This window comes from Aquabacterium lacunae, assembly GCF_004310865.1.
Lineage (GTDB): Bacteria > Pseudomonadota > Gammaproteobacteria > Burkholderiales > Burkholderiaceae_C > Aquabacterium > Aquabacterium lacunae.
This window is the reverse complement of the sequence record NZ_SIXI01000001.1, coordinates 760666-785711: the sequence shown is the minus strand read 5'-3', so window position 1 is coordinate 785711 and position 25046 is coordinate 760666. Positions and strand designations below refer to the sequence as shown.

General features: G+C 64.4%; 29 protein-coding genes. 21 read left to right on the top strand and 8 right to left on the bottom strand.

Features of this window, described 5'->3' with window-relative positions:
• Positions 1-14: 14 nt before the first annotated feature.
• Positions 15-620, bottom strand: a complete 606-nt coding sequence (locus tag EYS42_RS03430) for a histidine phosphatase family protein (protein ID WP_245503480.1) — start codon at positions 618-620, stop codon at positions 15-17.
• Between the two features lie 74 nt (positions 621-694).
• The gene (locus EYS42_RS03425) at positions 695-1501 is read right to left on the bottom strand and encodes a hypothetical protein (protein ID WP_130966417.1); all 807 of its coding nucleotides are present in this window, start codon (positions 1499-1501) and stop codon (positions 695-697) included.
• A gap of 182 nt (positions 1502-1683) precedes the next feature.
• Here EYS42_RS03425 and EYS42_RS03420 point away from each other — a divergent pair, with 182 nt between their 5' ends.
• Entirely contained in the window at positions 1684-2193 is a 510-nt protein-coding gene (locus EYS42_RS03420; RefSeq protein ID WP_130966416.1) for a thiol-disulfide oxidoreductase DCC family protein, read from the top strand.
• Positions 2190-2411: a DUF2805 domain-containing protein gene (locus EYS42_RS03415; protein WP_130966415.1), complete on the top strand. Its 222-nt coding sequence runs from the start codon at positions 2190-2192 to the stop codon at positions 2409-2411. The genes EYS42_RS03420 and EYS42_RS03415 overlap by 4 nt, the downstream gene beginning before the upstream one ends.
• A 3-nt stretch (positions 2412-2414) precedes the next feature.
• On the opposite strand, the gene EYS42_RS03410 is transcribed toward EYS42_RS03415, so the two are convergent.
• Positions 2415-2774 carry a DUF2237 family protein gene (locus EYS42_RS03410; protein WP_130966414.1) on the bottom strand — a complete coding sequence of 120 codons (360 nt, stop codon included), beginning with the start codon at positions 2772-2774 and terminating at the stop codon, positions 2415-2417.
• A 374-nt stretch (positions 2775-3148) separates the two neighbouring features.
• Here EYS42_RS03410 and EYS42_RS03405 point away from each other — a divergent pair, with 374 nt between their 5' ends.
• Entirely contained in the window at positions 3149-3790 is a 642-nt protein-coding gene (locus EYS42_RS03405) for a hypothetical protein (RefSeq protein ID WP_130966413.1), read from the top strand.
• The gene (locus EYS42_RS03400; RefSeq protein ID WP_130966412.1) at positions 3787-5406 is read left to right on the top strand and encodes a glycosyltransferase; all 1620 of its coding nucleotides are present in this window, start codon (positions 3787-3789) and stop codon (positions 5404-5406) included. Before EYS42_RS03405 ends, EYS42_RS03400 begins: the two co-directional genes overlap by 4 nt.
• Positions 5407-6117: 711 nt before the next feature.
• Here EYS42_RS03400 and EYS42_RS03395 read toward each other — a convergent pair.
• On the bottom strand, positions 6118-8322 hold the full coding sequence (locus EYS42_RS03395) for a hypothetical protein (RefSeq protein ID WP_130966411.1): 2205 nt from the start codon (positions 8320-8322) through the stop codon (positions 6118-6120).
• Between the two features lie 287 nt (positions 8323-8609).
• Between EYS42_RS03395 and EYS42_RS03390 the strand changes: the two genes are divergently transcribed.
• Positions 8610-8861 carry a helix-turn-helix transcriptional regulator gene (locus EYS42_RS03390; RefSeq protein WP_130966410.1) on the top strand — a complete coding sequence of 84 codons (252 nt, stop codon included), beginning with the start codon at positions 8610-8612 and terminating at the stop codon, positions 8859-8861.
• Positions 8862-8895: 34 nt separating this feature from the next.
• Here the strand turns inward: EYS42_RS03390 and EYS42_RS03385 are convergent, their stop codons facing one another.
• Positions 8896-10200 (bottom strand): Y-family DNA polymerase, encoded by a 1305-nt coding sequence (locus tag EYS42_RS03385; RefSeq protein WP_130966409.1) that lies wholly within the window; start codon positions 10198-10200, stop codon positions 8896-8898.
• 9 nt (positions 10201-10209) lie between these two features.
• Positions 10210-10650 carry a LexA family protein gene (locus EYS42_RS03380; RefSeq protein ID WP_130966408.1) on the bottom strand — a complete coding sequence of 147 codons (441 nt, stop codon included), beginning with the start codon at positions 10648-10650 and terminating at the stop codon, positions 10210-10212.
• Between the two features lie 25 nt (positions 10651-10675).
• Between EYS42_RS03380 and EYS42_RS03375 the strand changes: the two genes are divergently transcribed.
• On the top strand, positions 10676-11329 hold the full coding sequence (locus EYS42_RS03375; RefSeq protein ID WP_342635510.1) for an SOS response-associated peptidase: 654 nt from the start codon (positions 10676-10678) through the stop codon (positions 11327-11329).
• Between the two features lie 233 nt (positions 11330-11562).
• On the opposite strand, the gene EYS42_RS03370 is transcribed toward EYS42_RS03375, so the two are convergent.
• On the bottom strand, positions 11563-12495 hold the full coding sequence (locus EYS42_RS03370; RefSeq protein ID WP_130966406.1) for a LysR family transcriptional regulator: 933 nt from the start codon (positions 12493-12495) through the stop codon (positions 11563-11565).
• Positions 12496-12640: 145 nt separating this feature from the next.
• Here EYS42_RS03370 and EYS42_RS03365 point away from each other — a divergent pair, with 145 nt between their 5' ends.
• From EYS42_RS03365 to EYS42_RS03350, 4 genes are all read left to right on the top strand, one after another.
• Entirely contained in the window at positions 12641-12907 is a 267-nt protein-coding gene (locus EYS42_RS03365) for a hypothetical protein (protein ID WP_031943569.1), read from the top strand.
• A gap of 62 nt (positions 12908-12969) precedes the next feature.
• Positions 12970-14037: a YeiH family putative sulfate export transporter gene (locus EYS42_RS03360; RefSeq protein WP_130966547.1), complete on the top strand. Its 1068-nt coding sequence runs from the start codon at positions 12970-12972 to the stop codon at positions 14035-14037.
• A gap of 99 nt (positions 14038-14136) precedes the next feature.
• Positions 14137-15180, top strand: coding sequence for a beta-propeller fold lactonase family protein (locus EYS42_RS03355; RefSeq protein ID WP_031943571.1), 1044 nt, complete (start codon positions 14137-14139; stop codon positions 15178-15180).
• A 154-nt stretch (positions 15181-15334) separates the two neighbouring features.
• Positions 15335-16252, top strand: coding sequence for an MBL fold metallo-hydrolase (locus EYS42_RS03350; protein WP_130966405.1), 918 nt, complete (start codon positions 15335-15337; stop codon positions 16250-16252).
• Here the strand turns inward: EYS42_RS03350 and EYS42_RS03345 are convergent.
• Positions 16234-16683 carry a hypothetical protein gene (locus EYS42_RS03345; protein WP_031943573.1) on the bottom strand — a complete coding sequence of 150 codons (450 nt, stop codon included), beginning with the start codon at positions 16681-16683 and terminating at the stop codon, positions 16234-16236. The two genes, EYS42_RS03350 and EYS42_RS03345, sit on opposite strands and share 19 nt — an antisense overlap.
• A 180-nt stretch (positions 16684-16863) precedes the next feature.
• Between EYS42_RS03345 and EYS42_RS03340 the strand changes: the two genes are divergently transcribed.
• From EYS42_RS03340 to EYS42_RS03290, 11 genes are all read left to right on the top strand, one after another.
• On the top strand, positions 16864-17295 hold the full coding sequence (locus EYS42_RS03340; RefSeq protein WP_130966404.1) for a nuclear transport factor 2 family protein: 432 nt from the start codon (positions 16864-16866) through the stop codon (positions 17293-17295).
• Positions 17296-17364: 69 nt separating this feature from the next.
• Positions 17365-17727 carry a COG4315 family predicted lipoprotein gene (locus EYS42_RS03335; protein WP_054018144.1) on the top strand — a complete coding sequence of 121 codons (363 nt, stop codon included), beginning with the start codon at positions 17365-17367 and terminating at the stop codon, positions 17725-17727.
• Positions 17728-17773: 46 nt separating this feature from the next.
• Entirely contained in the window at positions 17774-18277 is a 504-nt protein-coding gene (locus EYS42_RS03330; protein ID WP_054018143.1) for an RNA polymerase sigma factor, read from the top strand.
• 19 nt (positions 18278-18296) lie between these two features.
• Positions 18297-19223 (top strand): anti-sigma factor family protein, encoded by a 927-nt coding sequence (locus tag EYS42_RS03325; RefSeq protein ID WP_130966403.1) that lies wholly within the window; start codon positions 18297-18299, stop codon positions 19221-19223.
• A gap of 170 nt (positions 19224-19393) precedes the next feature.
• On the top strand, positions 19394-20779 hold the full coding sequence (locus tag EYS42_RS03320; protein ID WP_130966402.1) for a YncE family protein: 1386 nt from the start codon (positions 19394-19396) through the stop codon (positions 20777-20779).
• Entirely contained in the window at positions 20776-21138 is a 363-nt protein-coding gene (locus EYS42_RS03315; RefSeq protein WP_004306461.1) for a DUF305 domain-containing protein, read from the top strand. The genes EYS42_RS03320 and EYS42_RS03315 overlap by 4 nt, the downstream gene beginning before the upstream one ends.
• Before the next feature lie 70 nt (positions 21139-21208).
• Complete coding sequence (locus EYS42_RS03310) at positions 21209-21742, top strand: RNA polymerase sigma factor (RefSeq protein WP_165456618.1); 534 nt, start codon at positions 21209-21211, stop codon at positions 21740-21742.
• On the top strand, positions 21739-22371 hold the full coding sequence (locus tag EYS42_RS03305) for a hypothetical protein (protein ID WP_004306457.1): 633 nt from the start codon (positions 21739-21741) through the stop codon (positions 22369-22371). Before EYS42_RS03310 ends, EYS42_RS03305 begins: the two co-directional genes overlap by 4 nt.
• Positions 22368-23594 (top strand): SorT family sulfite dehydrogenase catalytic subunit, encoded by a 1227-nt coding sequence (gene sorT / locus EYS42_RS03300; protein WP_130966400.1) that lies wholly within the window; start codon positions 22368-22370, stop codon positions 23592-23594. The genes EYS42_RS03305 and sorT overlap by 4 nt, the downstream gene beginning before the upstream one ends.
• A gap of 41 nt (positions 23595-23635) precedes the next feature.
• Positions 23636-23965 (top strand): SorU family sulfite dehydrogenase c-type cytochrome subunit, encoded by a 330-nt coding sequence (gene sorU, locus EYS42_RS03295; RefSeq protein ID WP_371820138.1) that lies wholly within the window; start codon positions 23636-23638, stop codon positions 23963-23965.
• A gap of 302 nt (positions 23966-24267) precedes the next feature.
• Entirely contained in the window at positions 24268-24735 is a 468-nt protein-coding gene (locus EYS42_RS03290) for an MbcA/ParS/Xre antitoxin family protein (RefSeq protein ID WP_130966399.1), read from the top strand.
• The last annotated feature ends 311 nt before the right edge of the window (positions 24736-25046 follow it).

Genomic DNA, 25046 nt, shown 5'->3' with positions numbered 1-25046 from the left:
ATTCTGGCTTGATTTCACGGAGATTGGATGCCGCGCTCAAGCCCCCACACCCCCAGCACGCGCACCACCCCATCACCCCCAGCCTGAATCAGCAGCCCCTCACCCGCGGCCGTGCTCTGCCCGGTCAGGTCTTGCTGCACGAACATGTGGCTCACCCACACGTGCAGGCCGCCTTGCGCTTTCAAGGCCTGCAGGGCCTCACGCAGGGCCTGCAACTGCTGTTGCTGTGCGGCAGGCGCCAGGCCCACGGGTGAGCCCAGCGGCGCCCAGGCCTCTGCGCGGCCCCATGCCAGCCGGGCGGTGTCCATGCACCGGCACCAGGGGCTGCTGCGCACCGTGGCCACGGGCGGGCCATGCCGCGCGAACCATTGGCCAATGGCCTGGGCCTGTGCCCGCCCCTCGGCACTCAGGTTGCGTTGCGTGCTGCAGTCGCCCAGCGCAAAGCCTGGCGGGTCGAAGGTGCCCGGCGCCCGGGCATGCCTCAGCAGCAGCACGCGCCCGTCACCTGCGGCAGGGGGCGTGGCAGACAAGCCGGCGGCCTGGGCCACCAGCGGCGTGTGGCAGGCCAGCAGGCCGATGGCGGCGGCCCAACCTTGGGTGACGAATGTGCGGCGGTTCATGGACCTCATGGTGCCGCCTGCCGCGCTCATGGCAAGGGCGTTCAAGGTGCTGCCCTGGCTTTGTCAAAGCCTTTTCAGCGCAGCCCGAACGCCGCCAGGCCCAGAGTACGGCCGCTGTTTTGCCCCAGCACGATCAGCTGGCGCTGGCCAGAAGCCAACGGGTAGCTCACTGCCACGCCGGTGGCGGTTTGCCCGGGCAGGGCGCAGGGGCTGCTGCCAAAGCTCAGGCTCACGTTGAACACGTTCTTGCCACTGGGCCGGGGCGTGACAGTGCCCGAGAAGCGGCACCCCAATGACGACACACCGCCCAGCGCGCCCGTGCTGGAAATGGTGACGTTCGCTGTCTCGCCAGAGCTCAGGCTCAGCGACCAGTTGCCGCTGACCTCGCTCAACTGCGCCGCTGCGTTGTAGTCATAGGTGCTGTTGGGAATGGCCCCGCCATTGAATGTCACCGTGCCCGAGGCATAGGCCACCTGCCCGCTGATGCTGGGCGCGGCGGTGTAGCTGCCCGTGAGCTGGCCCGATGCCGTGGTGCCCTGCGAGTGGTCGCGCACATCACTGGCCGTGACCTGCCCGTTGTTGAAGCTGCCTTGCCCTTGCAGAAAGCCGGCGACCTGCAGGGCACCCGCCACTTCGCGGCCGTACACCGACCAGACGCTGCCGTCTTCCAGCACCAGCAGCCTGAAGCTGGGCGCGGCCGGGTTGCTGGTGCTGCCGGTGTAGGCGCCCTGGTTGATGGCAGGCGGGGCGTTGCTGGCGGGACTGGCGCCGCTGCCACCGCCACCGCAAGCGGTGAGCGCGGCAGCCAGCAGGGTCAGCAGTGCGGCGCCACAGGCTGTTGATGCGGTGTGGCGAGGAATGGGGGTGTTCAGGGTGCGCATGTGGGTTCTCCTGGTTTGTGGATCAAGGGTGAGCGGGCATGGTGCCGGCGCACAAGCTCAGGAGATGAGCCTTTTCTGCGAGGCATTCGAGCCCGGTGTCAGCCCAGCTGCGGCCCCGGTGTCCAGGCCTCGCCAGCCTCTTGCGCACAGCGCGTCCAGCCGCAGCAGCAGGTTGGCGCCCCATGCCCGCTGCGCCGCGCTGCAGTGAGCCGATACTGGAGCGCGCATTGGCTGAGCGCGTTGCTGCCATTGATGCCTTGCGCTTCGCCCACCCTGGAGACGATGTGACCGAGCCCACCACACCCGAGGTGCTGACCGTGCTGTATGACGGTGCATGCCCCCTGTGCCGCCGCGAGATCGCCCATCTGCAAGGGCTGGCCGAGCAGCAGCCGGCCAGTGCCTTGTGCTTCGTCGATGTCAGCGCCTGTGAGAGCACGCGCACGCCCGATGAGCAGGCCCGGTTGCTGGCGCGCTTTCATGTGCAGGGCGCCGATGGTCGCCTGCTGGACGGTGCGGCCGCTTTCGTGGCCATGTGGGCGCGGCTGCCCGGGTGGCGATGGCTGGCCCGTTTTGCGCGCCTGCCGGGCGCACTGGCCGCGCTGGAATGGGCCTACCGAGGGTTCTTGCGTGTGCGCCCTCGCTTGCAGGCCCTGGCGCGGCAGATCGAGCGAAGCAAGGAGCGTTCGGCATGACCCAGCCCGCACCATCGGCGTCAGACCCAGGCCTCATCGGCGAGATCATCCAGATGGCCTTGAGCGACCATGTCAGCTTCGACGACATCCGCGCCCTGCACGGCTTGGGCCCCGACCAGGTGAAGGCGCTGATGCGATCGCACCTGTCGCCCGGCAGCTACCGCAGCTGGCGCCGGCGCGTCAGGCGCTTCGCCGATCGGCGCGCCAGCTACAAATAGACCTCAACCCAGGGCGCAGGCCTTGAGCTGCTCCAGCGTGACCACGCTCAGCGCCTTAATGTGCGTGGCTTCCAGGTGCACGGGCGGGGCCACGCCCGCATCGAATGCTTCCAGCCAGCGCAGGGCGCACAGGCACCACCGGTCACCGGGTTGCAGGCCGTGGAAGCGGTACTCGGGGCGTGGCGTGGACAGGTCATTGCCACGCGTCAGCGAAAACGCCAGGAAGTCGGCCGTGACGCGCGCGCAGATCACGTGCGTGCCGTGGTCATGCACATCGGTGTTGCAGCAACCGTCGCGGTAAAAGCCGGTCAGCGGGTCGTACGAGCAGGCTTGCAGCTCGGTGCCAAGGACGTTCAGGGGCATGGTGGGCAAGTAGGGGCATGGGACAGTCTGAAAGCAGTCTACCCATTCGCCTGGTGATGCAGCCCGGTCGCCCAAGCAGTCCCTTGCAGAGCTGGGGCCACAGCAGATCTCGGCGCTTTCCACGTCACTCGTTTGAGTCTCACAAGCCCCAAGGTTCTACGGGGCGATTCACTGGCAGTGAAGGATAATTCTCAGGTCATGGGCGCGAAAGGATGTTTGTGGGTTTGGGGCATTCGCATCACGGTATTTTTCTGACGCATGTTTCATCCGCCCGCATCCGTCGGCATTTTTGTCGCCTCCAGGCCGAGACTCAGGGGCTGGTTCACTGGCATCTGGTCTTGAATGACGGTCGCCACCCCAACCCTGAGTGGTCTATGCCGTCAAGCGACGCCGAAGCATTGCTTGGGGTTCGACATGCCGACATGTTGAGCAATGGCGGAGTACAGGGCGGCTATCTGGACACGGTTTGCATGCCTTGCGCGTGGTCCATTGACGCATCTCACATCTGGGTGATGGAGTATGACGTTGACTTCTCCGGTCACTGGGCTGACTTCTTCAAGCAGTTTGTGAGCGATGAGACAGACCTCCTGACCACAACACTGCTGTCTCACCCTGCTGATCCAGACTGGTACTGGTGGCAGTTTGCCAAGGCACCTGCTGACGTGCCGATGCATCGGTGGATGCGGGGCTTTTTGCCGATCATGCGGATGTCCAAAGCCTTGGTCGAGGACTATGTCGGTGCCGTGCGGAGTGGACAATGGCGTGGGCACTACGAGTTCACCGTGCCGACAATTGCTTCTGTCATGGGGCGATCTGTGCGAGACATCCGAGACACGCTGGACTCGCAAAGGGTGAACTACACCAATACCCCGTCGGACTGGCAATTGCAGCCAGGAAGTTTTGTCTGGCGACCTTCTCGGTCAGATTATTTTCATGAAAATCCCCAAGGCTTTGACACCAGGGGTTTGTTGTTCCATCCCATCAAACCGGATGTTGCGAATTGGGAGACGGCGTGAATTCCAGAGCCGAGCACGAACTTTGTATTCTCTATGTTTATCACCGGCTGGATGAGACCACTGTTCGACACTTCAATCTTCTCAAGCAATACAACGCGCATCACTGCATCATTCCTCTGACCGATGCTGCGGATGAGCAGTTGCCCGGTACGGTCGATGTCAGGGCGTTTTCCGGTCCGTGGGTGTCACTTGACGGATGGCGCGGGTGTGACACCGTGCTGCTGCGCTGGTTCGCCAACCGCAACGTGAGCGCAAAACGCTATGTGTTCGTGGAGTGGGACTGCTTGTGCACAGTGGATCTGGCCGATGCCTATGCGGAGATATGGAACGCGGAATGTGCTGCCAGAGACCTCTTTCTGCCTGGCGAAAAGCGAGACACCTCCAAAGGTCGCTACGTAGAGGCGGAGTGGCCTCACTTTCAGGAAATCGAACGCTTGCCCGAAGCCGATCGCAAGTTTGCGGCGGGACTGGTCCCATTTGCGGGGATGTTCTTTTCGCACGCTGCTTTGCAGGCATTTCTGGATCACGCGCCGGTGGTGGATGTGATCAGCGAGTTGCGCGTTGGGACCGCGTTGCGCAAGGCCGGTGTACCGGTCACGCAATTTCCTCGGTCACTCAAGCGCGCCATTCGGTGGGACCCACATCCCTACATGCCCGCAAGTGATGGATTCTTCCATCCCATCAAGCCTGCAGTTGTGAGACCACGGTCATCAACATGCTCGGTGTTGCTGGTCATCGGTCGGGGCGACGACAGGTTGGCGGCGAGGCTGCAGAGTATCGGGGCGCAAACAAGATTGCCTGATGAGTTGATCGTGGTGGACGATGGCGCCTCCTATTTCGCCAAGAGAGCGGTCCGCAAGTTTTCGAAACAGGCGCCGTTTCGAATCCGGAATGTCGTGCACGACAACCGGCATGGTTATGCGGAGTCCATCAAGGAGGCTTTTTCACTCTCTGAGGGTGATGTGCTGTTTTTCTGTGATCGGGGGGATGTGTGGGACCCGGAGAAAATTGATGCCTCGTTGCGCTTCATGCGCGATGGTGGCCATGAAGTTGTGACGCATGATTGGTCCGAGATGGTCGGCGGAGCCAGGCGCGCGCGTTCTTACTTCGATCACCTGGCGAAAATCGGGCTGGGTGCGCCAGCCGCGCTCCACGGCGGTGCCATGGTGGCCCATCGGTCATTTTTTGCGACATGGGGCTGGCCAGGTGAGCGGCACGGCATCTCTCTGCGCCTTTGGATGGCGCTGATCTCTTGTGTGGTGGGAAGCCGTGGGTATTTGCGGCGAACGTTGGTGACACGGCACAAGCCTTCTGCTGGGCAGCGTGGGTTGGACCGCATGTTGCGGCGCCAGCGTGACCCCAACGTGGAGCAGATCGGGGCGTCTGAGATGGACCTGGTCTTGTTGTCTGGGTTGTCGACAGATGATGTCTGTGCGTCTGAGGAGCTACGCCGCGTGCTCGCCGCTGCATCGGAACACATGTTGGAGCCAGAGAAGTATCACAACGCGGCCAATGCTGTGTGTCAGCATGCTCGTCGCCTGGAGGAGCAAGTCATGGCGGAGCGCCGGCCACCTTACGCTGCTTACCGCTATCTTCAACGTGCACTGGGGGGATGACTTTATCGCCGCTTGGCATCACTCAGCCAGCATAAGCGCCTCTGCACTGTGTTGGCGGCCAACGCACGGGTCGGCGCTGCCGGCCTAAGCGGATGTGACCGGCAGCCTTGGCGCTGTCGTTCAGAGGCAACAGGGCAACTTGGCCTCGCAAAGCCCGACAACAGGGCACATGTCAGGCAAAGAAAAACCCTGTGAGCTGCATGAGCGCACAGGGTTTTGTCATTTGGTGGCCTGGGGCGGAATCGAACCACCGACACGCGGATTTTCAAAGGGAAAACCCTAGGTTTGGTGGTCGCGGCTGTACGCAAACTCTCGTCAAATCAAGCACTTAGCCGCATTCAAACGCATTCAAACGCATTCAAACGCAGCCAAGCGCAGCCATTCGCTGGACCTCGCAAACAAAAATCGTCAGAAAAGTGTCAGACAAATCCAGCGGTGCGAAGTGTAGAAGCTCGGCGTTTGGCGCGCAACAGTGCTGCTCTGGCAGGACGCCTTCTGCTAGCGCTATGCGGCGTCATCATCAACATAGGACCGCGTCATGAAGCGTCCGCTTGACGTTTACACCTGGATGTATTGCCTCATGTTTCCGCAGCATCTCAAAAAACGGATAAGCGACCGTTTGAAATGAAGACAACCTTGCGAGGTCTTTGCTGACATGTTCAGTGAGTCGCGCTTGTATCGGATGCCCGTCTTCCGCTCGCTGATCCGTGACTAAGCAGGTTTTAGGTCACAGGCAATCAATCCAGCATGCATGAGAAGATTGACTGCAAGGTGCACATCTTTTGAGTCTTGAAATGGGATGAACCTTAATGCAGCGTCGACTGGATAGCGCCAGCCCCGACACTGTATTGCTGCCTTGATCACTTGCATAGAACTTGGTTGCTGGAGAAAAAACTTCCCTCCAAACTTCGAGTAAATGATCATTGCGTCTGACTCTGGCCTCAACGGGCCGTCCCATCTGATCTTGCCGGTGTATGAGTCAAGCGCTTCGCTCACAAGTCTTTGCACTGCGGCTTGCTCAGCGGTCCTTTTTCTAAGCTCCTGTTCTGCTTTGAGTCGATCTCTCAGCGCCACTCTCGTTGCACGAGTCGCCTGACGCCTTCTCTCCGCCTGAGCCTTTACTTCCTGTTCTTTCACTATGCGTGCCTGATCCACTTCTGTAGCAAAAGGACTCTGCAGATCAATCGCCATTTCGGGAAATGCGACGATCAAAAAATCGTCCCAGTCGGTAGACCGTAGGTACTTGGAATGCCCTTGTTCTACTGAAGCTCGAATAGTGGCAGCAGTCCTTGACAGCGTAGCCATCTGCAAATCGTTCAGGTGAGGCTTGTAGCGCTCAAACGCAAACAGCAACGGAACCGCTTGGGGGTATCTATGCCATGCATAGCTTGATGCGCTTGCAGCAAGCAGCGCAACGGCGTCGCCAATGGCTTGGCTTTCAGAACCAATGCGAATCCGGAGGATTTGCGCAAAAAAACCGTCTCGGTTCGTCAGGGGGCGCCAAGCATCGGGAAGAACAGATCGACCCCGCAACTCCAAAGCAATGCTCTCTGATGTGACCACGTACGTACCGACCATCGCAGGCTTATCAGACCACTCCGCCTGAATCGCTCTAATGAAACCCTTTGCAAGCTGATACGTGCTGGCGGACTTGAGCCAGCTCTCATGCTTGCGTTGGTCCCGTTGTAAACGCTGTCTTGCTTCAAGCTGTTGCTGTTCTGCGCGTCGACGCGCTTGCTGTTTTGCCGCAAGTTCTTTCTGAGTTCGTTGCATCGCAGCAAATCGGTTTTCAAGTTGCCTGCGTGCTTTTGCGATTTCTGGCTCCATCCATGGATGAACGATCCATTGCTTGGCGGTGGAGGTGCCTTGAATCAAAGAGATGATTTCCTTGGACTTGGCCCTGTGAGCCATTGGGAAAAGGTCCGCACGAATCTGGATGCAACCCACCCTTGCATTGATGATCTTTTGCTTTTTCTCTTGGCTAAGGTAGTTGGTGACGGCGGCTTCAAACATGAAGGGCACTGCATCAGCAACAGTCGAACTCTTACGAGCCGTGCAAAAAACGTCAGGGACCATCGAATCGAAAGCTTTCTCTAGCCGAACGTCTTCGATGTACAGATCAAACCCTGGGCAGAAAGCAAGAGCAGTTTGCGTCTCGCCGTTGGGCATGTTCATGGTTACGGGTACCGTGTGCTCTGGCACGCGAATCACGCCAGTGGACGATAAGGCTTTCTTGATCAGCCAGTGGAGAACCGTCTCGCTGGCTTGCTTTCCATCCAGGCCTTCCAGGTACTCAGCTGGTATGCCATCCAAGTACTGTTCTCTCGTCGAGGCAATGTCGTCAGGAAGCCGCGCATCAAGTTGGTCGTCCTGCCAGTGTGACTCCCAATCTATGCCGCATCCGGGAAGTCTCAGGTACTCCAAGATTTGTCGTGTGTCCCAAGAAGCAATTTCTGGGTCAGCGACGTCAGCAAGTGAGAGAACGCAGCGACTCTCTCCTGAGTCATAGATTTGTTCTTTGGTGCGCACAGTCACGACGAGAATGCGACCATCAGGAAGCTCCAGTCGTGCACTTACGTCATCGATCCAAGTTCTGCGTACGATGGGAACAGTCTCGCCTGGAAGTTCCTGTTTGACGTAAACAACTTCACCGGTAGGCAGAGTCGTCGGTAAGTTGCGCCTTCTTGGCGGTAAGGCAACGACATCCTGATCAACGAACAACTGAAGAGCGATGATCTTGGAAACGCCAGAAAGGCACTTCTCCTGGCCGCTATGTTCGTGCTTGAAATGTTTGCGCTGCGTTCCTGGCAGCTCAAAGTGAGAAGGTGGTTTGCCTACATTGATGGCCCACAGCGGCTGCCTGCAAGATGGGCAGATGCACTCACACTTGGCGCCGACCTCTGAGCTCCCCAGCATCGCAACATGCACGGGTTTGCGTAGATCAGACGCTCTGACAGCCCACGTCATTAAGCCGTCGGAGGTTGCGCTGGGCTCCTTGGGGGACATTCTTATTTGAAGACGAAATTGGTCAGGCTGAGCGCAGCCATTCGCTGGACCAAGCAAACAAGATCGTCAGATAAGTGTCAGGCAAGTCCAGCGGCTCAAAGTGTAGAAGCTCGGCGTTTGGCGCGCAACAGATTTGCTCTGACGGGCATTTTTGATCCCCGCGCTATACGGAGTCGTCAACTTCAAAGGACCCCGTCATGAAACACCCAGCTCCCCTTCCACTTTTCGACAAAAAAGCCGTGTGCAGCCTGCTCGGACTTTCGCCTCGTTGCCTGGAAAACATGGTGAAAGAAGAAGTCTTCCCGCGGCCCATTCGGATGGGCCGATACGTCTACTGGCGCGAAGACGCAGTCTATGCCTGGCACGAGCGCCGGTTCGCGCCTCAGCGTGAGTGGGTCGACAGCCATGCCGCCAGCAACCGGGGCCGCCACGGCAGGTCAGGCTCCTGAGTGCTGAGCATGGCGTGCGCGGAAGCGCCAACGCCTAAGCGCGTGCTACGGGCACTTCATGCCAGTCCGTCGTGTACCTTGGCGTGCGCCTGACCTGCTTCATGCCCCAGGTGTCAGCCCCTTCGTCAATGCCCGAGCTGCCCAGCAGCAAGGTGCGCTTGCCGAAGCGGTCGTTCACCTGGTCCATGGCCACCATCAAGCGCGAACGGTCACGTGCTTCGGGCTCTGCTTCGTCGAACCCCAGCTCAACCTGCATCACGGTATCCGGGAGCAGGTCCAGCAGCATGACACCGGCCTTGGCCAGTTTGTAGCCGGGCTGGTAGATGGCCTTCAAACCCGTGAGCGCGGCGTGGGTCAGCTCGCTGGTGTCGGCCGTGGGCCGGCGCAGCGGCACCACGACGCTGCGCGAATAGCGCGGCCCGTCTCTGAAGGGCGAGGTTCTCGCAAACACCAGCACTTGGCCTGCCAGGTGGTGCTGCCGCCGAAGCTTTTCGGCCGCGCGGGTGGTGAACTCGCTGATGGCCTCTTGCAGGTGCTTCAACTCGGTCACCGGTTGGCCAAAGCTTCGGGTACTGGCGATCTGCTGTTTGGCGGTTGGCACGTTGTCCAGTTCGATGCACGGCTCACCGCGCAGCTCGCGCCATGTGCGCTCCAGCACCACGCCCCATTTGCTTCGCACCAGGTCACCGGGCAACTGAACGAAGTCGTGCACCGTGTGCACGCCCACGGCCTTGAGCTGGGCACTCAACTGCCGCCCCACACCCCACACATCGCCCACTTCTGTGGCCGACAACACCTCACGCAGTTGGTCGTGGTTCAACGCTGCCAGGTTGCACACCGTGGCCAGCGAGTCAGGGTAGAGACCTGGCTTGCGCTCGGCTGTTTTGGCGATGTGGTTGGCCAGCTTCGCCAGGGTCTTGGTGCCCGCGATGCCGATGCCGCAGGGAATGCCGACCCATTGCTGAATGCGAGCCCGAATCTTCCATGCCCTATCGACCAGGTCACCCCTGACACCCTCGAGCCCGATGAAGCTTTCGTCGATGCTGTAGATCTCTTGCGTGGGCCCCAGGCCAGCGGCCAGGCTCATCATGCGGTCGCTCATGTCGCCATACAGCGTGAAGTTGGCTGACAGGGCCACCAGGCCCGCCTGCTCCTCCAGGTGGCGGATCTTGAACCAGGGCTCGCCCATCTTGATGCCCAGGGCTTTGGCCTCGTTGGAGCGCGCAATGGCGCAGCCATCGTTGTTCGACAGCACGACCACCGGCCTGCCGTTCAGGCTGGGGCGAAACACCCGCTCGCAACTCACATAGAAGTTGTTGCCATCGACCAGCGCAAACACCGCAACACCTCAAACGGGAAAGCGCTTGATGCTGGCCGTGACCACGCCCCACACCTCCAGCGTCTGGCCCTCGCGAGGGGTGATGTCGGGGTAGGTGGCGTTGGCCGCGCGCAGCTTGACCCGCCCTGCGCGCTGGTAGAGGTGCTTGACCGTGAACTCGCCATCGACCACAGCGACCACCACCTGGCCGTGCCTGGGCTTGATGGCCTTGTCGACCACCAGCATGTCGCCGTCAAAAATGCCCGCGTCTCGCATGGAATCACCGCTCACGCGCAGCAGAAAGGTGGCCTGAGGGTGCGTGACCAACTCTTGCGTCAGATCGATGCGCTTGACGGTCAAGTCTTCAGCCGGCGATGGAAAACCGGCGCGCACCTTGTCGCCCGCCAGCGGCAGCACCAGGCTGCACTCTGACAGGGGCACGGGTTGGCGGAAATCCAATGTGCTGTACATGCATACAGTATAGGTGCTCGTTACGATGTTGTGCATGTGCGCCCACTACGAAGCCGTCTCGCAACCTGAACGACTGCACGAGCTGTTCAAGGTGGCCATGCCCACAGGCGCGGTGGCCGATGTGTGGCCCGGTTACGCAGGCATCTTCATTCGCCACCCGCGAGAGGCGCAGCAGGGCGATGGTGTGGCCCCCTGGCGTGAGGCCATGGCGGGCTCGTTCGGCCTGATCCCGCACTGGGCGAAAGACCCGAGCCTGGCCAAGAAGACTTACAACGCGCGTAGCGAGACCGTGGCGACCAAGCCCAGCTACCGGGATGCCTGGCGCTTGGGGCGGCGCTGCATCATCCCCGCTGAGGCCTTTTATGAGCCCGATTGGCGATCAGGCCGGGCAGTGCCGACGCGCATAGCTCGCGCCGATGGCAAGCCGATGGGGATTGCTGGCATCTGGACAGGCTGGCGGGCGCCCGATGGCTCCATCGTGCGCAGCATGAGCATGTTGACGGTCAATGCCGATGAGCACCCGCTGATGAAGAACTTCCATCGGCCGGAGGACGAGAAGCGGATGGTGGTGGTGCTGGAAGAAAACGACTTTGATCGCTGGCTAAGCCCGCTGGACAGGCCGGAGGCGATGCTGCGATCTTTGCCGGCGGAAAAGTTGGTCGCTGGCGCAAGCATGTGACTGCTTGAGGCTGATCGCAGTCCTCCGATCAGCCCACACCGGACGTTAGCTTTCGGCCACAAGCAGCCGTTGGGTGGTGCGTCCGGAAGCGGACGTCGATTACCCAGACCAGCTCATTGCATCAAAGCTTCGATCAATGGGCAGGTGGGCGGAGCGGGCGTCGGCGCCTAGCTGAAGGGTAATCGCGTGTCGCCGAGGGCTGAACCTTCGACATGCGAAGCGGGGCCGGGACGTTAGCGGGCAGCCCCAGCAGTCGCATCTGCCTGGGCGATGAACGCCAGCAACGCGGGCGTCGACTGCTTCTCACGATGCACAACCAGATGACATTGCCGAAGCTGCCGCGGCAATGTCGTGGAGACGCGGCACAGACGTCCAGCCTCCAGCGCATCGTTCACTACCCAGGCGGACAGGCAAGCCACCCCCAACCCTTCCTGAGCGGCACGCTGGATGGCCTCCGAACTGCCTAGCTCGATGCTGCGCCGGTAAGAACGCAGGTGGGGCAGCAAGCTCTGGTCGGTGGCCTCGCGCGTGCCAGAGCCCGTTTCGCGAACCAGCCAGACCGCCTCACGCAGCGTGCGCAGGGGAATGCGATCGCCCGCCCGGCTTGACTGGGCCAGCGCACTGTCGGGCGCAGCCACGACCACCATCTCGTCTTGCAGCCAGGGGGTGATCACCAGCTCCGGCTGGTGGCTGGGCCCCTCGATCAGCCCCACGTCGAGTTCGAAAGCGGTCACGGCATCGCAGATGGCGGCGGTGTTCCCGATAACGACCTTCGACCGCCAGGCGGCGGCGCTGCCGGGCTGCTGTGCCCCCATGAAGCCAGCGAGCAGCTTGGGCAACACGTAGTTGCCAATCGTCGTGCTGGCGCCGATGCGCAGCGACTGCGCCTGCGCGCTGCCGTCGCGCGACATCTGCTCGATGCCTGCGGCGCCGTCGAGCAAAGCCAAAGCCCGCGGCAACAGCGCGCGGCCGTTGTCGTTCAACAGCAGGCGTTTGCCGGCGCGGTCGAACAGGCGCAGCGACAGCAGGCGTTCCAGCTCGTTGACGGCCGAACTGGTGGCCGATTGCGACAGCGCTATCTCAGCGCTGGCCGCCGTGGTGCTGCCGCTGCGCGCCACGGCGACAAAAATCTGCAGCTGACGCAGGGTGAGTCGAAGCACGTCCACGGTGATTGCCTTTGTTATCGATTTCGCAGGTACATCTTAGTCATACAACCCGTTGGACGGGTTGATTGCCAAGCTCTAAATTTGCCTGGCCGCTCGATCACGGGGCGGCGGCCCGCCGCGCCACCACCGGCATCTGGAGCCCGACATGCTGACCCTTGAACGAACAACCCCACGCCCCGCAGCACCCGGCCCGCTGGCCCCACAGGCGCTGCATGCCCTTCAATGGGTTGCTGCCCGGCGGCCAGTGGCGGGCTTCATGGGGCCGACCCGCGACGTGGCCCATGCCGTCTCGACCACCTTGGCCGCCGACAGCAGCATCGACCCGCAGGTGCTGCGCTGGATGCCGGTCGCAGTGCCGATGGCGGCCGTGCTGCTGTGCGCCGGCATCGCCTTGATCTGGGTGCTGGCGTGATGCACGCGCTGTCGACCTCACAAGCCAGCCCTGGCCCGTCAGCCGGCCACCGGGCAGCGCGGTTGCGCTTGCAGTTGGCAGCCCTGCTGCCCGGCCTGGCCTTGAGCGGCGCCCTGGCCGCGACCGGCATCGCGCTGGGCCACATCGGCTGGCTGCAGGACCACGGCTTCAGTGCGCTGACGCTGGCCATCGTGTTGGGCATGCTGGTGGGCAACACGGTCTATCCGCTGGTGCCGCGCCTGGCCGCGGCCAGCGGTGCCGGCGTCAACGTGTCCAAGCAGAACCTGCTGCGCCTGGGGGTCGTGCTGTACGGCCTGCGGCTGACGGTGCAGGACATCGGCCACGTCGGCATCGCCGGCGTCGCCATCGACGCGCTGGTGCTGGGCTCGACCTTCGCGCTGGCCTGCTTCATCGGCACGCGCTGGTTGGGCCTGGACCGCAAGACGGCGATGCTGATCGGCGCCGGCAGTTCCATCTGCGGCGCCGCCGCGGTGATGGCTGCCGAACCGGTGGTCAAGGCGCGCGCCGAGCAGGTAACGGTGGCGGTGGCCACGGTGGTGGTGTTCGGCACTCTGGCGATCTTTCTGTACCCGGCGCTGTTCGAGCTGAACCAGCACTGGGCGCTGATTCCGGGTGGCGCCAACGGCTTCGGCATCTACGCCGGCTCGACCATCCACGAGGTAGCCCAGGTGGTGGCCGCGGCGCGTTCGGTGGGCCCGGACGCGGCCAACTCGGCCGTCATCGCGAAGATGGTGCGGGTGATGATGCTGGCGCCGTTCCTGGTGATGTTGTCGGCCTGGCTGGCACGTGACGACAAACGCCACGCCCACACTTCCGCCGCCACGGGCCAGGCCCCAGGCAAGCTCGCCGTGCCCTGGTTCGCCTTCGGCTTCGTCGCGGTGGTGTTGTTCAACTCGCTGCAGTGGCTGCCGGCCTCGGTGGTGGCGGTGACCACCGAGATCGACACCGCGCTGCTGGCCATGGCCATGGCCGCACTCGGCCTGTCCACGCACATCGGCGCCATCCGCAAGGCCGGTGCCAAGCCGCTGTTGCTGGCGCTGATCCTGTTCGGCTGGCTCATCGTCGGCGGTGCCTTGATCAACCGCTGGGTACCGGCCCTGCTCGGCTGAAGCCTCGAATTCACGGCCCGACGGAATAAACCACGGGCTCTCCTCGTCCACCACAGCAAGCCTTTCCCTCTTTTCTCAACACTCTCCGAAAGACATCCCATGAATACCTTCTTCCGCACCACCGCGCTGGCCTGGTGCAGCACCTTCGTCCTCGTCGCCGCCAGCGTGCCCGCCAACGCCGCCAACGGCGCCGAAGCCACCCCGGCCCGCGTCACCTTCGACGGCCAGATCCGCAACAACTCGCTGGCGCTGAGCCCCGACGAGGCCACCGCCGTGGTGTCTTACAGCGAGCGCCCGGACGTCATCGTCTACGACCTGGCCACCGGTGCCGTGCGCGGTGTGCTGCGCGGCTACGTCACGCCGCGCAACATCGTGTTCGCGCCCGACGGCAAGAGCTTCTATGTCTCCGACAGCAGCCTGGGCACGGTGACGCGCCTGGACACCACCACGCTCAAGCCGCTGGCCACCGCGTCGACGCTGGCGGCCGGCCCCGGCGCCTTCGGCACCGCGCTCAGCAAGGACGGCAGCGCGCTGTATGTCAACAACCAGGCCAGCAGCACGGTGACGCGACTGGACACCGCCAGCGGGCAGGCCAAGGCGGTGATCACCGGCTTTGCGCAGCCGCGCCAGGGCGTGCGCCTGAGCCCGGACGGCGCGAAGCTCTACGTCACCAACTTCCTGGGCGACAAGGTGACCATCGTCGACACGCAGACCGACAAGATCGAGGGCGAGATCACCGGCTTCAACAAGATCCGCGCCATCTCCGTCACCGCCGACGGCAAGACCCTGTTTGCGGCCAACAGCGGCAGCAACGACATCGCGGTGGTGGACATCGCCGCGCGCCGCGTCACCGGCACCGTGCCGGTGGGCCGCGACCCCTACGGCGCCGCGCTCACGCCCGACGGCCGCTTCGTCTACTCGGGCAACTTGGCCGACAACACGGTGTCGGTGATCGACGTGGCCACGTTGAAGGTGGTCGCCACCATCGCCGGCTTCAAGCAGCCGCGCCAGGCCATCGTGTTCACGCGCGACGGCAAGACGGCCTACGTGCTGAACGAGGACCTGAGCATCTCCAAGGTCGAGCGTGCCGGGCAGCGAATCGTCGCCACGGTGGCCGCTGCGCAGGCGGTGGCGGCGTACTGAAAACCGGGAACTGTCAGAGAACCGGCGCACCGCACGACCGAGCCGGGGGCTTGCCGCTTCCGGTTCGCCCCGTTGTCGCCCCGCCCGCACAAAGGATCGAATGAAAACTCTGGCCAACCCCTGCCGGCGCCGCTTGGCGGCACTTTGTCTGGCCATGTGCACGCTGCCCGCCGCGTTCGCAGCTCAGGCCCAGACGGCCGCCCCGCCGGCGCTGGAACTCGTGGTGCTGGGCTCGGGCGGCCCGGGTGCCACCGGCCGCGCGGGCTCGGCCTTCGTGGTGTTGGTGGATGGCGTGGCGCGTGTTTTCGTCGACGCCGGCCCGGGATCTTTCGTGCGCCTGGGTGAAGCCAAGCTGGCGCTGGGTCGGGCCGACATCGTGCTGCTGACGCACCTTCATGTGGACCATGCCGGTGGACTGCCAGGCCTCTTCAAGGCCCGTGCGGTGTCCAACCGCGGGCCGGTCGATTTCAAGATCTTCGGGCCGGCAGGGCGGCGTGCGCTCGATGCCGACGATGCCGACTTCCCGGCCACCAGCCGCTTCATCGACCTCTTGTTCGGCAAGCAGGGCGCCTTCGGCTACCTGAAGGACTTCTCGGCGCCGCTGCGCTTTCAAGTGAACGACATCGACGCACCCGCCACGGCGTCAGCCCTGCCCGAAGTGCGCACGGTGTTCGATGAGGGCGGCCTGCGCATCAGCTCCGTGGCCGGCCACCACCGCGACGCACCGGCGGTGGTCTACCGCATCGACCACGCCGGCAAGAGCATCACCTTCAGCGGCGACATCGACGCCAGCTGGCTGGCGGGTCTGCGGCGAATCGCCCAAGGCACCAGCCTGCTGGTCTTCAACAGCGTGGTGCTCGACCCACCCGGCTCGCCCGACGTGCTGTACACCTTGCACACGCCACCCAAGGCCATCGGCGAAGTGGCCGATGCGGTGCGCGCCGGCCAGCTGCTGCTGAGCCACCTGTCACCTGCGCTCGACGCGCAGCGTGATGCCGTCAAGGCGTCGATTGCCGCGCACTACGCCGGCGGGGTGGTGTTTGCGCAAGACGGTCAGCGGCTGGCGCCCTGAGGCGCGCAGCCGCCGGCGATAGTGCCGGTACCGGCCCCCAGTTCGACGCCCGTGCCCACCGACCCCACGAAGGTGATCACGCGAGCCATGCCGTCGGGCCGCAGGAACACGGCGGCGTCGAACTTCATGCGCTGGCCGACCGATGGGCTGCCGCTCACGAAACCTTCGGTGCCGACACCGCGGTCCAGGCCCCGCAAGTAGAAGGCGCCCTCCGTGGTGCCGAGGGCGTCGGCAAAGGTGCCCGAGAAGCTGAAGGTGTCGCTGGCCGGGTCGTAGCCGGCGAACGCGCTCGCCACATCCACGTCGCCGTTCTGCGGACCGATGTACGTGGGCAGTAGGTTGCCAATGGGGTCGGTGATGCCTTGCGCCAGCGCACCGGTCGCGGCGGTGAACAAGCTGGCCAGCAGCAGGAAGGTCAGGGTTCGCTTCATCGGAGCAATTGGTGGAGCGTGTCGGGCGGGTCAACTGCCGATGGCGTGACAGAAAAAGTTTTTGCGTGGGCCGGAATAGACCGCCTGCCGGCGCCGTCTGCCCTTGTGTCGGGACCTCATGGACCCTTCATCCACCACCGACCACCCTCACTTCACATCAAGCCTTCAACGGAGCCCTCCATGTTCAAGACATTCACCTTCGCCGCTACCGCCCTGACCCTTGCCGCCGGCAGCGCCTTCGCCGCCCCTTCCGACGACGCCCGCACGCACTTCCAGGCCATCGCTTCGGGCGACACGCAGATCGTGATGCGCGGCTACGCCGACCAGGCCCAGCTGAACTGGGTCGGCGGCCCGCTGGACGGCACCTACGCCACCACCGACGCCATCCGCGGCACCTGGGAAAAGTTCGGCAAGGCCGTCGGCCCGCTGAAACTCACCATCGGCTCAATCGAAGAGTCGGCCAACCCCAAGGGCGCCACCGTCTCGGCCAACGTCGTCTTCGAAGGCAAGATGCCCATCAAGGTGCGTTACGTGCTGACCTACCGCGAAGGCAAGATCGTCAGCGAAACCTGGCAGATCGACCCCAAGCTGGCAGTGGCTGCGGCTTACTGAGCCACCCGCTCAGCCCATCAGCACTCTACCCAGGACGCCCCCATGAAACATCTCCCCACCTTGGCCGCGATGCTCATCGCCACGGCTTCCTTCGCGGCGCCGCCGACGAGCGCCATGGCGGCCGACGTGCCGGCCAAGCTCGCCAACGGCGTGCTCGTCGACGCCAAGGGCATGACGCTCTACACCTTCGATAAGGACATGGCCAGCAGTGGCAAGAGCGCCTGCAACGGCCCCTGCGCGACGCTGTGGCCGCCCGCGATGGCCGCCGCCAGCGACCAGCCCGCCGGTTCGTACACGATCGTCGTTCGCGACGACGGCTCGCGCCAGTGGGCCTACAAGGGCAAGCCGGTCTACACCTACCAGGCCGACCAGAAGCCCGGCGACCGCGCTGGCGACAACTTCAAAGACGTCTGGCACATAATCAAGGAATGACCTCTGTCGACGATCCACACCCAGCCCCGCACGCCGCGAGCCGCCGATGCAAGACGACTCCAACCTGCTGAGCTGGGTGCCGCGCCTGCGCCGCTATTCCCGGGCGCTGGTGAACAACCATGAAGATGCCGACGACCTGGTGCAGGACACGCTGGAGCGGGCCTGGGCCAAGTCGGGCCTGTGGGGCGGCGTGGCCGATATGCGCGCCTGGCTCTTCAGCATCATGCACAACCTGCACGCCGATGGCGTGCGCCGGCCCAGGCTGCACACCGTGACCATGGACGACGACACCCCCGAGGTGCCGGTGGCGCCGACGCAAGGTGACAGGCTGGCGGTGCTGGACCTGCAGGCCGCGCTGGACCTGCTGCCCGTCGAGCAGAAGGAAGTGCTGCTGCTGGTGGCGCTGGAAGACATGGCCTACGCCGACGTGGCGCAGGCCCTGGGCATTCCCATCGGCACGGTGATGTCGCGCTTGTCGCGCGGCCGCGAGCGTCTGCGCGGCCTGATGGAAGGCCGTGCCGAGCCCGTGCGGCTGAAGGTCGTCAAATGAATGCATTGCGAAGCACCCTATGAGTACCGATCGCCCATCGCCGCCCACCCTCCCGCCCACCCCCCCGGTCACCGAGGCCGAGCTGCATGCGTTTGTCGATGGCCGTCTGCCCGCAGAGCGTGAGGCCGAGATCGCCGCCTACCTGGCCGCGCGCCCCGACGATGCGCAGCGCGTCGAGGCCTACCGTGCGCAGAAGCGCGAGCTGCACGCCCTGTTCGACCCCGTGCTGGACGAGCAGCCGCCGCAACGCCTGCTGAAGTCGGCGCGCCCGCGCGCCGTATCGCCGACGCCTTGGTACCTGCAGCGCTTGGCCGCCGGGCTGGCTATCGCCGTCATCAGCGGCGCCACGGGCTGGGGGCTGCGCGGCGTCGGACCTGGAACAGCCGGTGACGATGCAGCCCGCATGGCGGCTGTGCAACCGGCCCCAGGTGGTTTGACTTTGGTGTCTGCGGGTGGCTTCGCGCAGCGCGCCGCCGTGGCGCATGCGGTCTACAGCCCCGATGTGCGCCGGCCCGTGGAAGTGGACGCCGCGCACGAAGACCAGCTCGTGGCCTGGCTGTCCAAGCGCATGGGCGCGCCGATGAAACCGCCGCACCTGCAGGCGCAGGGCTACACGCTGGAAGGCGGGCGCCTGCTGCCAGGTGGCCAGGGGCCGGTGGCTCAGTTCATGTACCGCAACGAGCAGGGCAGCAAGCTGACGCTGTACGTGTCCAATGACGTCGCTGACGTGGGCAGCGCCGCGGGCTCGGGCGGGGCCGCGAAACCGGATGCGAAACCGGGTGCGAAGAACGCTGACACCGCCTTCCGCTTCGCGCAGGAAGGCGCCGTCAACGTGTTCTATTGGGTCGACGGACCCTTCGGCTACGCCTTGTCGTCAGACGTCGACCGCAGCGTGCTGGCGCGGGTGTCGACCGAGGTCTACCAACAGCTGGGCACCCCGCGCTAAAGGCAACAGCAAGTCCCGCGGCGCAGGTGGTTTGCACCGCCATGGAATGAAACGCCCTGCAGTGCGCTCTTGGCTGCGAGCGCCTGACGCACCGCCGCCGCCCGTCGTTGGGTGCGAGGTCACGCGTCACACACTGCCGTCCACCTTTGCACTGAACACAGAAAGCACCCATGAGCACACAACGTCGCGACATCCTCAAATACTCGCTGGCCGCCGCAGCCGCCAGCGCGCTGCCCGCAGCGCAAGCCCAGGCGCCGTCCAGCGCCGCCGCCGCCACCGGCATCGACCCGCGCGACCGCGTCTTCATCACCAACGAAGACTCCAACACGCTGGTCGTGATCGACCCCAGGACCAACACCGTCGAGAGCACCATCAACCTGACCAGCTTCGACGAAGACCCGCGGCCGCCCTTCCGCTATGTCACCGCCGGCGTGGCGCCGACGCACGCGGCGATGATCCACAAGCCGCTGTACCACGGCTGCATCGACGCCCACGGCGCGGTGCCGTCGCCCGACGGCCGGCTGCTGGCCACCAGCGGGCGCGGCTCGAGCAACATCTACCTCGTCGACGCCGAGCAGCGCCGCGTCATCGGCAACACGCCCAACCCGGCCGCTGGCATGACGACCAACCCCGAACGCCTGAGCAGCGGGCTGCTGCTGGGCCGCGAACCGCACGAGCCCACCTTCACGCGCAACGGCAAGGAGCTTTGGGTGACGCTGCGCGGGGAAGACCGCATCGCCATCGTCAACGTCGAACTCGCCCTGCGTCAGTTGAAGGGCACCGACAACACAGGTTCGACGGCCATCCGCCAGTTCCTGCCGACGATCAACGGCCCGGCCCAGGTATGGTTCAACCGCGAAGGCACGCTGGCCTTCGTGGCCAGCCAGAAGGTGTCGCAGGTCGACGTGTTCCGTGTCAACCCGGGCGCCGATGGCCACAGCCAGCCGCAGCGCGTGACGACACTGGACATCAGTGCGCAGGACAAGCCCGGCTTCACGCCCTTCATGAAGACCACGCCCGACGGCGCCGAGGTGTGGTTCTCGCACAAGCTGGCCGATGCGCTGTCTTCTCGCTCGACGCGGGGCGGTTTCGACCTCATTGACAGCGTGCCGCTGGGCATGGGCGCGCGGCCCAACCACGTCGAGTTCGTCAGCAACGCGCGCGGCAGCGTGGTCTATGCCAGCCTGGCGCGCATCGACGACGGGGGCCCCGGCGGCGTCGCCTCCAGCCCCATCGCCATCATCGACCGCAGCGCAGCCAGCGGCCAGCGCAAGGTGGTCGGCACCTTCTTCAGCCACGGCCGCGAATCGCACGGGCTGTGGACCAACCCCGAGAACACGCTGCTCTACGTGGCGCACGAGCAGGACGAACTGCCCGGCACGCCCAACGCCGGCCAGACGGTGTGCAGCGCCTTCGACGTCAGCGACCCGCTGAAGCCGGTCTTCATCGCGCAGATTCCGCTGGGCAACCTGACCCTGCCTTCCGGAGCGCTGCGCAACAAGAAGAGCATCAACCTGGTCTACGTGCGCGTGGGTGCCAAGGGGCAGACTGCATGAAGGGCATGAAGGGCATGAGGGGCGGACACGCCCAACATGGAGTCAGTGCCTTCGAGCGCGAGATGGACGCTTCGATGGCCCGCATGATGCAAGACATGCACGGCCCGGGCTTCGTGGGCCAGGCCGACATCGACTTCCTGGCGATGATGATTCCGCACCACGCCGGCGCCGTCGACATGGCGCGGCTGGTGCTGCAGCACGGCCGCGACCCGGCCACGCGGCAACTGGCGGAGGAGATCATCGCCGGCCAGACCATCGAGATCGAGAGCATGACGCGGCGGCTGGCGGCCTTGCAGCAGCGCTCTAGCGCGGGTTCGGCAGCCGAATTTCCATCGCTGGGTGGCACGCGCGGGCCGTGATGCCCAGCCTGAGGGTAAGCACTGACGATGGCGATGGAATGAACCGCAGCGCTGTCCGCTCTTGATCACCATGCTGTTCCAGTCTGCCGAGTCCCGCTACAACCAATGGGTGCGGGACCATTACCGCTTCCTGCTGCGCAGCGCCTGGGCGCTGACGGGCTCGCGTGACATCGCCGAAGACGTGGTGCAGGACTGTTTTGCCAACGCCTGGAAGCACCGCGAGCAGTTGCGCGATGCGGCCTTGGCGCGGGCCTGGCTGTTCCAGATCATGCGGCGCGCCGCCTTCCGCCAGGCCGCGCCGGGCATGCAGTCGCTGGACGACGACGAGCAGCCCGAGCAGGCCGCCCCCGACGCCGGGCTGGACGACAAGCTGGACGTGGTCAAGGCGCTCGCGCGGCTGGCGCCCATCCACCGCGAGGTGCTGGTGCTGTTCTATTTCGACGACATGCCCACCGCGCAGATGGCCGAGGCGCTGGAGATTGCGCCCGGCACCGTGCTGTCGCGCCTGGCTCGCGCGCGCGACGCGCTGAAGCAGGTGATGGGCGTGCCAGTGCGGGCACCCGGCGGCGCCCAGGTCACGCCCTTGCGGAAGACCCCGTCATGAAGCGCGAACTCCGGCCGCCCGAGTTGCCCGACAGCGCGTTCGACTTGCGCACGCGCGCCGAACTGGCGCTGGCCTTCGAGCCCATCGACGCCCCGCCGCACTTGTACCGCAAGGCGCAGCCGCTAATGGCGCGGCGCAGCTTCCAGCGCGCCGTGCTGGGCCTGCTGCTGGCAGGCAGCGGCACCGGCGCCGTGCTGGCCATGCGCCCGCCAGAACTCGTGCGCGGCGCCATCGAACACGAATACTTCGAGCGCACGCTGCGCGGCACCTTCATGGCCAGCGCGCCCTTGCTGCAGCACCTGGGGCTGGCCGGCCAACAGGTTGTGCCCGGCTTCCCGCAGCTGATGCGGCCTTGCGACATCGACGGCCACCTCGTCTACCACCTCACCACCTTCTTCGAGAAGGGCGGCATGGTCACCGTGTTCGCCTTCGACAAGGCGGTGGCGCTGACGGAGGGCAGCGGCTGGTGGGGCAACGTGCACTGGAAAGTCATCACCTCGCGCGACGGCAAGCCGCTGGTGCTGGTGGCGCAGAAGAAGCAGGCCCTGGCCGTGGCGCAAAGCCAGTTCGGTCCAGCCACCGACATGTCCCCACCGAATTCCACACCGACCCCCAAGGAGACCCGATGAACAAGACCTTGAACTCGCTGCCGCGGCGCCAGATGCTGGCCGGCAGCGCCAGCGCCCTGGCCGCGGCCGGCCTGGCCACTTTCACGCGCGGTGCCGCCGCGGCTGGCGAAACCCCAGTGGCCAGCGCCACGCCCAAGCCGCTGCCCGCCTACGTGAACTGGAAAGACCCGGCCAGCGTCATCGTGCACAGCAGCACCACCATCGAGACCAAGCGCGCGGCCTTCGGCAGTGGCGTCATCACGCCGGCCGAGCAGCTCTACATCCGCAACAACCTGCCGGCGCCCGACGCCTCCATCGTGGCCGACCGCGACGCGTGGGAAGTGGCCATCGAAGGCGTGAAGGCCCCGCGCAAGCTGACGCTGCGCGAGCTGAAGACGATGGGCGTGGAGACCACCGCGATGGTGCTGCAGTGCTCGGGCAATGGTCGCGGCTACTTCCCCAGCAAGCCCAGTGGCACACCCTGGCAGGTGGGCGCGGCGGGTTGCGTGATGTGGACCGGCGTTCCGGTGCGCGTGGTGGCCGAAGCGCTGGGCGGCGTCGTGCCGGGCGCCGGTTACCTGACCGGCACCGGCGGCGAGAAGCTGCCCGAAGGCCTGGACCCGCTGAGCATCATCGTCGAGCGCTCGGTGCCGGCCGCCGCGATGGCTGACGCGCTGCTGGCCTGGGAGATGAACGGCGTGCCGATCTCGCTGGCCCACGGCGGCCCGCTGCGCCTGATCGTGCCCGGCTACACCGGCGTGAACAACATCAAGTACATCAAGCGCTTGGCCTTCACGGCCAAGGAGACGGACGCGAAGATCATGTCGCACGGGTACCGCATCTCGCCGCCGGGCGGCAAAGGCGACCCGAGCCAGCCGTCGGTGCAAGAGATGACGGTCAAGTCGTGGATCAACTCGCCCGCGCCCGACGCAGCTGGCGTGAGGGCCGGCCTGGTGCAAGTGCAGGGCGTGGCCTTCGGCGGGATGAACGGCATCAAGCGCGTCGAGGTGTCGCTGGACGGCGGCAAGACCTGGAGCGACGCGCGGCTCACCGGGCCCGACCTCGGCCGCTATGCCTGGCGCCAGTTCGTGCTGCCGGCCAGGCTGCCGGCCGGCAGCCACACGCTGGCCAGCCGCGCCACCGACACGGCAGGCAACGTGCAACCCGAGCAGCGCATGGAAAACGCCGGCGGCTACAACAACACGAGCTGGGCCGACCACGCCGTGAAAGTGACGGTGGCCTGATCATGCGCAGCACTATCCAGCAGCGCTTCATGTTGCATGCAATGAGGGTCGCGTCGGTGCTCGTCGCCGGCCTGGCGCTGCCCGTTCTACCCGCGCTGGCGGCCGACGACAGCGCGCAACTCGCGCTAGGGAAGAAGCTGTTCCTGCAAGGCGTCGTCCCGTCGTGCGCCGTTTGCCACACCTTGCAGGCCGCGGGCGCCGAGGGCGCCGTCGGCCCGGTGCTGGACGAGTTGAAGCCCGACGCTGCGCGCGTGGCGAAGGCGCTGCGCAACGGGCTGGGCCAGATGCCCTCGTACAAGGACAAGCTCACCGAAGCAGAGATTGCGGCGCTGGCGCTCTACGTGTCGAAGGCCAGCGGGGGTGCCAAGTGAAACTTCAGGTGGGTGGAATCTGTGGTGCATCCCCACCGATAAAGGCTCGTCCGCGCGGGCCGCAAGACGCTGACTGGCACCGAAACGCAGGGCATCTTCATCGGTCGCCGCCGTCGGCAGCGACTGCTTCTCAACTCCTCGACAGACTGGATTGGGTCGGAAGCGGTCATTCGGTCATTCAACTTGAATGACCGCAACCGCTGCAGAACCGCCATCCATTGGTGCCTCAATTAGAACTCTGATGAGCCAGAGCGATGCATTCTTCGTAGCTATCGGAAGTGTTGTGCAAGTAGTATCGGGATATGCCCAAAGACACTGAGCCGAAACACACATCGACGCCGCAGCACCAGGCTTCAGATGAAGAGCAAGCTTGGCTAGACAAAGCTCCGGTTGGCCGCGAGTTCGGTAGCCCTGACTATGAGTGCTTGACGGCACTGGATCAGGCCGCATTCGCAGCCTTCCAATCTTGGGAGCGGGTGCGGGACTGGCTGGAAACGCCACATCCTCAGCTCAATGGAATTTGCCCTGAAGACGCAGTGCGGAACCCCGATGGGCTTAGCAAAGTCATGGCCATTCTCATGATGGCTGGGAGCCATGCTAGCGATAGTTTGATGCGCGAAGCTGAAAAGATGCCTGTTCAAGAGCGAGACTCTTCCAATGGCCTTGCGGAGATTAGGAACCTCAAGGGCATGTTTGGTCGGTCCTCCAAGCGAGTCTCAGTTGAAGACATGAACGCCGCCATCGCACGCTGTGGTGCCAGGAAGAAGTAGCGCACAGAAAGCAAGCTCCTCGGTTGCCAAAGCAACGGCCATGTCGCTTGAAGGCTGAACTGAGTCACTCGCGCGCATTGACCCGAATGTCAGCAGCGACCATGACCGGACGGTCGACACCATAGATCCCGCTATACCTTGGTGGCCGGGCATTTGATTTGTTATTGTGGTTACGGTGCGATCAACGACAGGTTGACCGAAACGCAGCGAGCAACATATAGCAACCCAAGTCTAGGGAGATGATAATGAGCACATATAAAGCACTTGATCGTTACCCGATCGCAAAGACACGCGGCTCGTGCGTTTGTTGA

What these genes read in the sequence shown, in the direction of transcription:
- EYS42_RS03310 (WP_165456618.1), top strand. Translation starts at nt 21,209, where the DNA reads ATGCTGTTCCAGTCTGCCGAGTCCCGCTACAACCAATGGGTGCGGGAC.
- EYS42_RS03410 (WP_130966414.1), bottom strand. Translation starts at nt 2,774, where the DNA reads ATGCCCCTGAACGTCCTTGGCACCGAGCTGCAAGCCTGCTCGTACGAC.
- EYS42_RS03305 (WP_004306457.1), top strand. Translation starts at nt 21,739, where the DNA reads ATGAAGCGCGAACTCCGGCCGCCCGAGTTGCCCGACAGCGCGTTCGAC.
- EYS42_RS03405 (WP_130966413.1), top strand. Translation starts at nt 3,149, where the DNA reads ATGCCGTCAAGCGACGCCGAAGCATTGCTTGGGGTTCGACATGCCGAC.
- EYS42_RS03340 (WP_130966404.1), top strand. Translation starts at nt 16,864, where the DNA reads ATGTTCAAGACATTCACCTTCGCCGCTACCGCCCTGACCCTTGCCGCC.
- EYS42_RS03350 (WP_130966405.1), top strand. Translation starts at nt 15,335, where the DNA reads ATGTGCACGCTGCCCGCCGCGTTCGCAGCTCAGGCCCAGACGGCCGCC.
- EYS42_RS03365 (WP_031943569.1), top strand. Translation starts at nt 12,641, where the DNA reads ATGCTGACCCTTGAACGAACAACCCCACGCCCCGCAGCACCCGGCCCG.
- EYS42_RS03415 (WP_130966415.1), top strand. Translation starts at nt 2,190, where the DNA reads ATGACCCAGCCCGCACCATCGGCGTCAGACCCAGGCCTCATCGGCGAG.
- EYS42_RS03345 (WP_031943573.1), bottom strand. Translation starts at nt 16,683, where the DNA reads ATGAAGCGAACCCTGACCTTCCTGCTGCTGGCCAGCTTGTTCACCGCC.
- sorU (WP_371820138.1), top strand. Translation starts at nt 23,636, where the DNA reads ATGAGGGTCGCGTCGGTGCTCGTCGCCGGCCTGGCGCTGCCCGTTCTA.
- EYS42_RS03325 (WP_130966403.1), top strand. Translation starts at nt 18,297, where the DNA reads ATGAGTACCGATCGCCCATCGCCGCCCACCCTCCCGCCCACCCCCCCG.
- EYS42_RS03425 (WP_130966417.1), bottom strand. Translation starts at nt 1,501, where the DNA reads ATGCGCACCCTGAACACCCCCATTCCTCGCCACACCGCATCAACAGCC.
- EYS42_RS03330 (WP_054018143.1), top strand. Translation starts at nt 17,774, where the DNA reads ATGCAAGACGACTCCAACCTGCTGAGCTGGGTGCCGCGCCTGCGCCGC.
- EYS42_RS03355 (WP_031943571.1), top strand. Translation starts at nt 14,137, where the DNA reads ATGAATACCTTCTTCCGCACCACCGCGCTGGCCTGGTGCAGCACCTTC.
- EYS42_RS03290 (WP_130966399.1), top strand. Translation starts at nt 24,268, where the DNA reads ATGCCCAAAGACACTGAGCCGAAACACACATCGACGCCGCAGCACCAG.
- EYS42_RS03420 (WP_130966416.1), top strand. Translation starts at nt 1,684, where the DNA reads ATGCCCGCTGCGCCGCGCTGCAGTGAGCCGATACTGGAGCGCGCATTG.
- EYS42_RS03390 (WP_130966410.1), top strand. Translation starts at nt 8,610, where the DNA reads ATGAAACACCCAGCTCCCCTTCCACTTTTCGACAAAAAAGCCGTGTGC.
- EYS42_RS03320 (WP_130966402.1), top strand. Translation starts at nt 19,394, where the DNA reads ATGAGCACACAACGTCGCGACATCCTCAAATACTCGCTGGCCGCCGCA.
- EYS42_RS03395 (WP_130966411.1), bottom strand. Translation starts at nt 8,322, where the DNA reads ATGCTGGGGAGCTCAGAGGTCGGCGCCAAGTGTGAGTGCATCTGCCCA.
- EYS42_RS03315 (WP_004306461.1), top strand. Translation starts at nt 20,776, where the DNA reads ATGAAGGGCATGAAGGGCATGAGGGGCGGACACGCCCAACATGGAGTC.
- EYS42_RS03375 (WP_342635510.1), top strand. Translation starts at nt 10,676, where the DNA reads ATGTTGTGCATGTGCGCCCACTACGAAGCCGTCTCGCAACCTGAACGA.
- EYS42_RS03335 (WP_054018144.1), top strand. Translation starts at nt 17,365, where the DNA reads ATGCTCATCGCCACGGCTTCCTTCGCGGCGCCGCCGACGAGCGCCATG.
- EYS42_RS03430 (WP_245503480.1), bottom strand. Translation starts at nt 620, where the DNA reads ATGAACCGCCGCACATTCGTCACCCAAGGTTGGGCCGCCGCCATCGGC.
- EYS42_RS03380 (WP_130966408.1), bottom strand. Translation starts at nt 10,650, where the DNA reads ATGTACAGCACATTGGATTTCCGCCAACCCGTGCCCCTGTCAGAGTGC.
- sorT (WP_130966400.1), top strand. Translation starts at nt 22,368, where the DNA reads ATGAACAAGACCTTGAACTCGCTGCCGCGGCGCCAGATGCTGGCCGGC.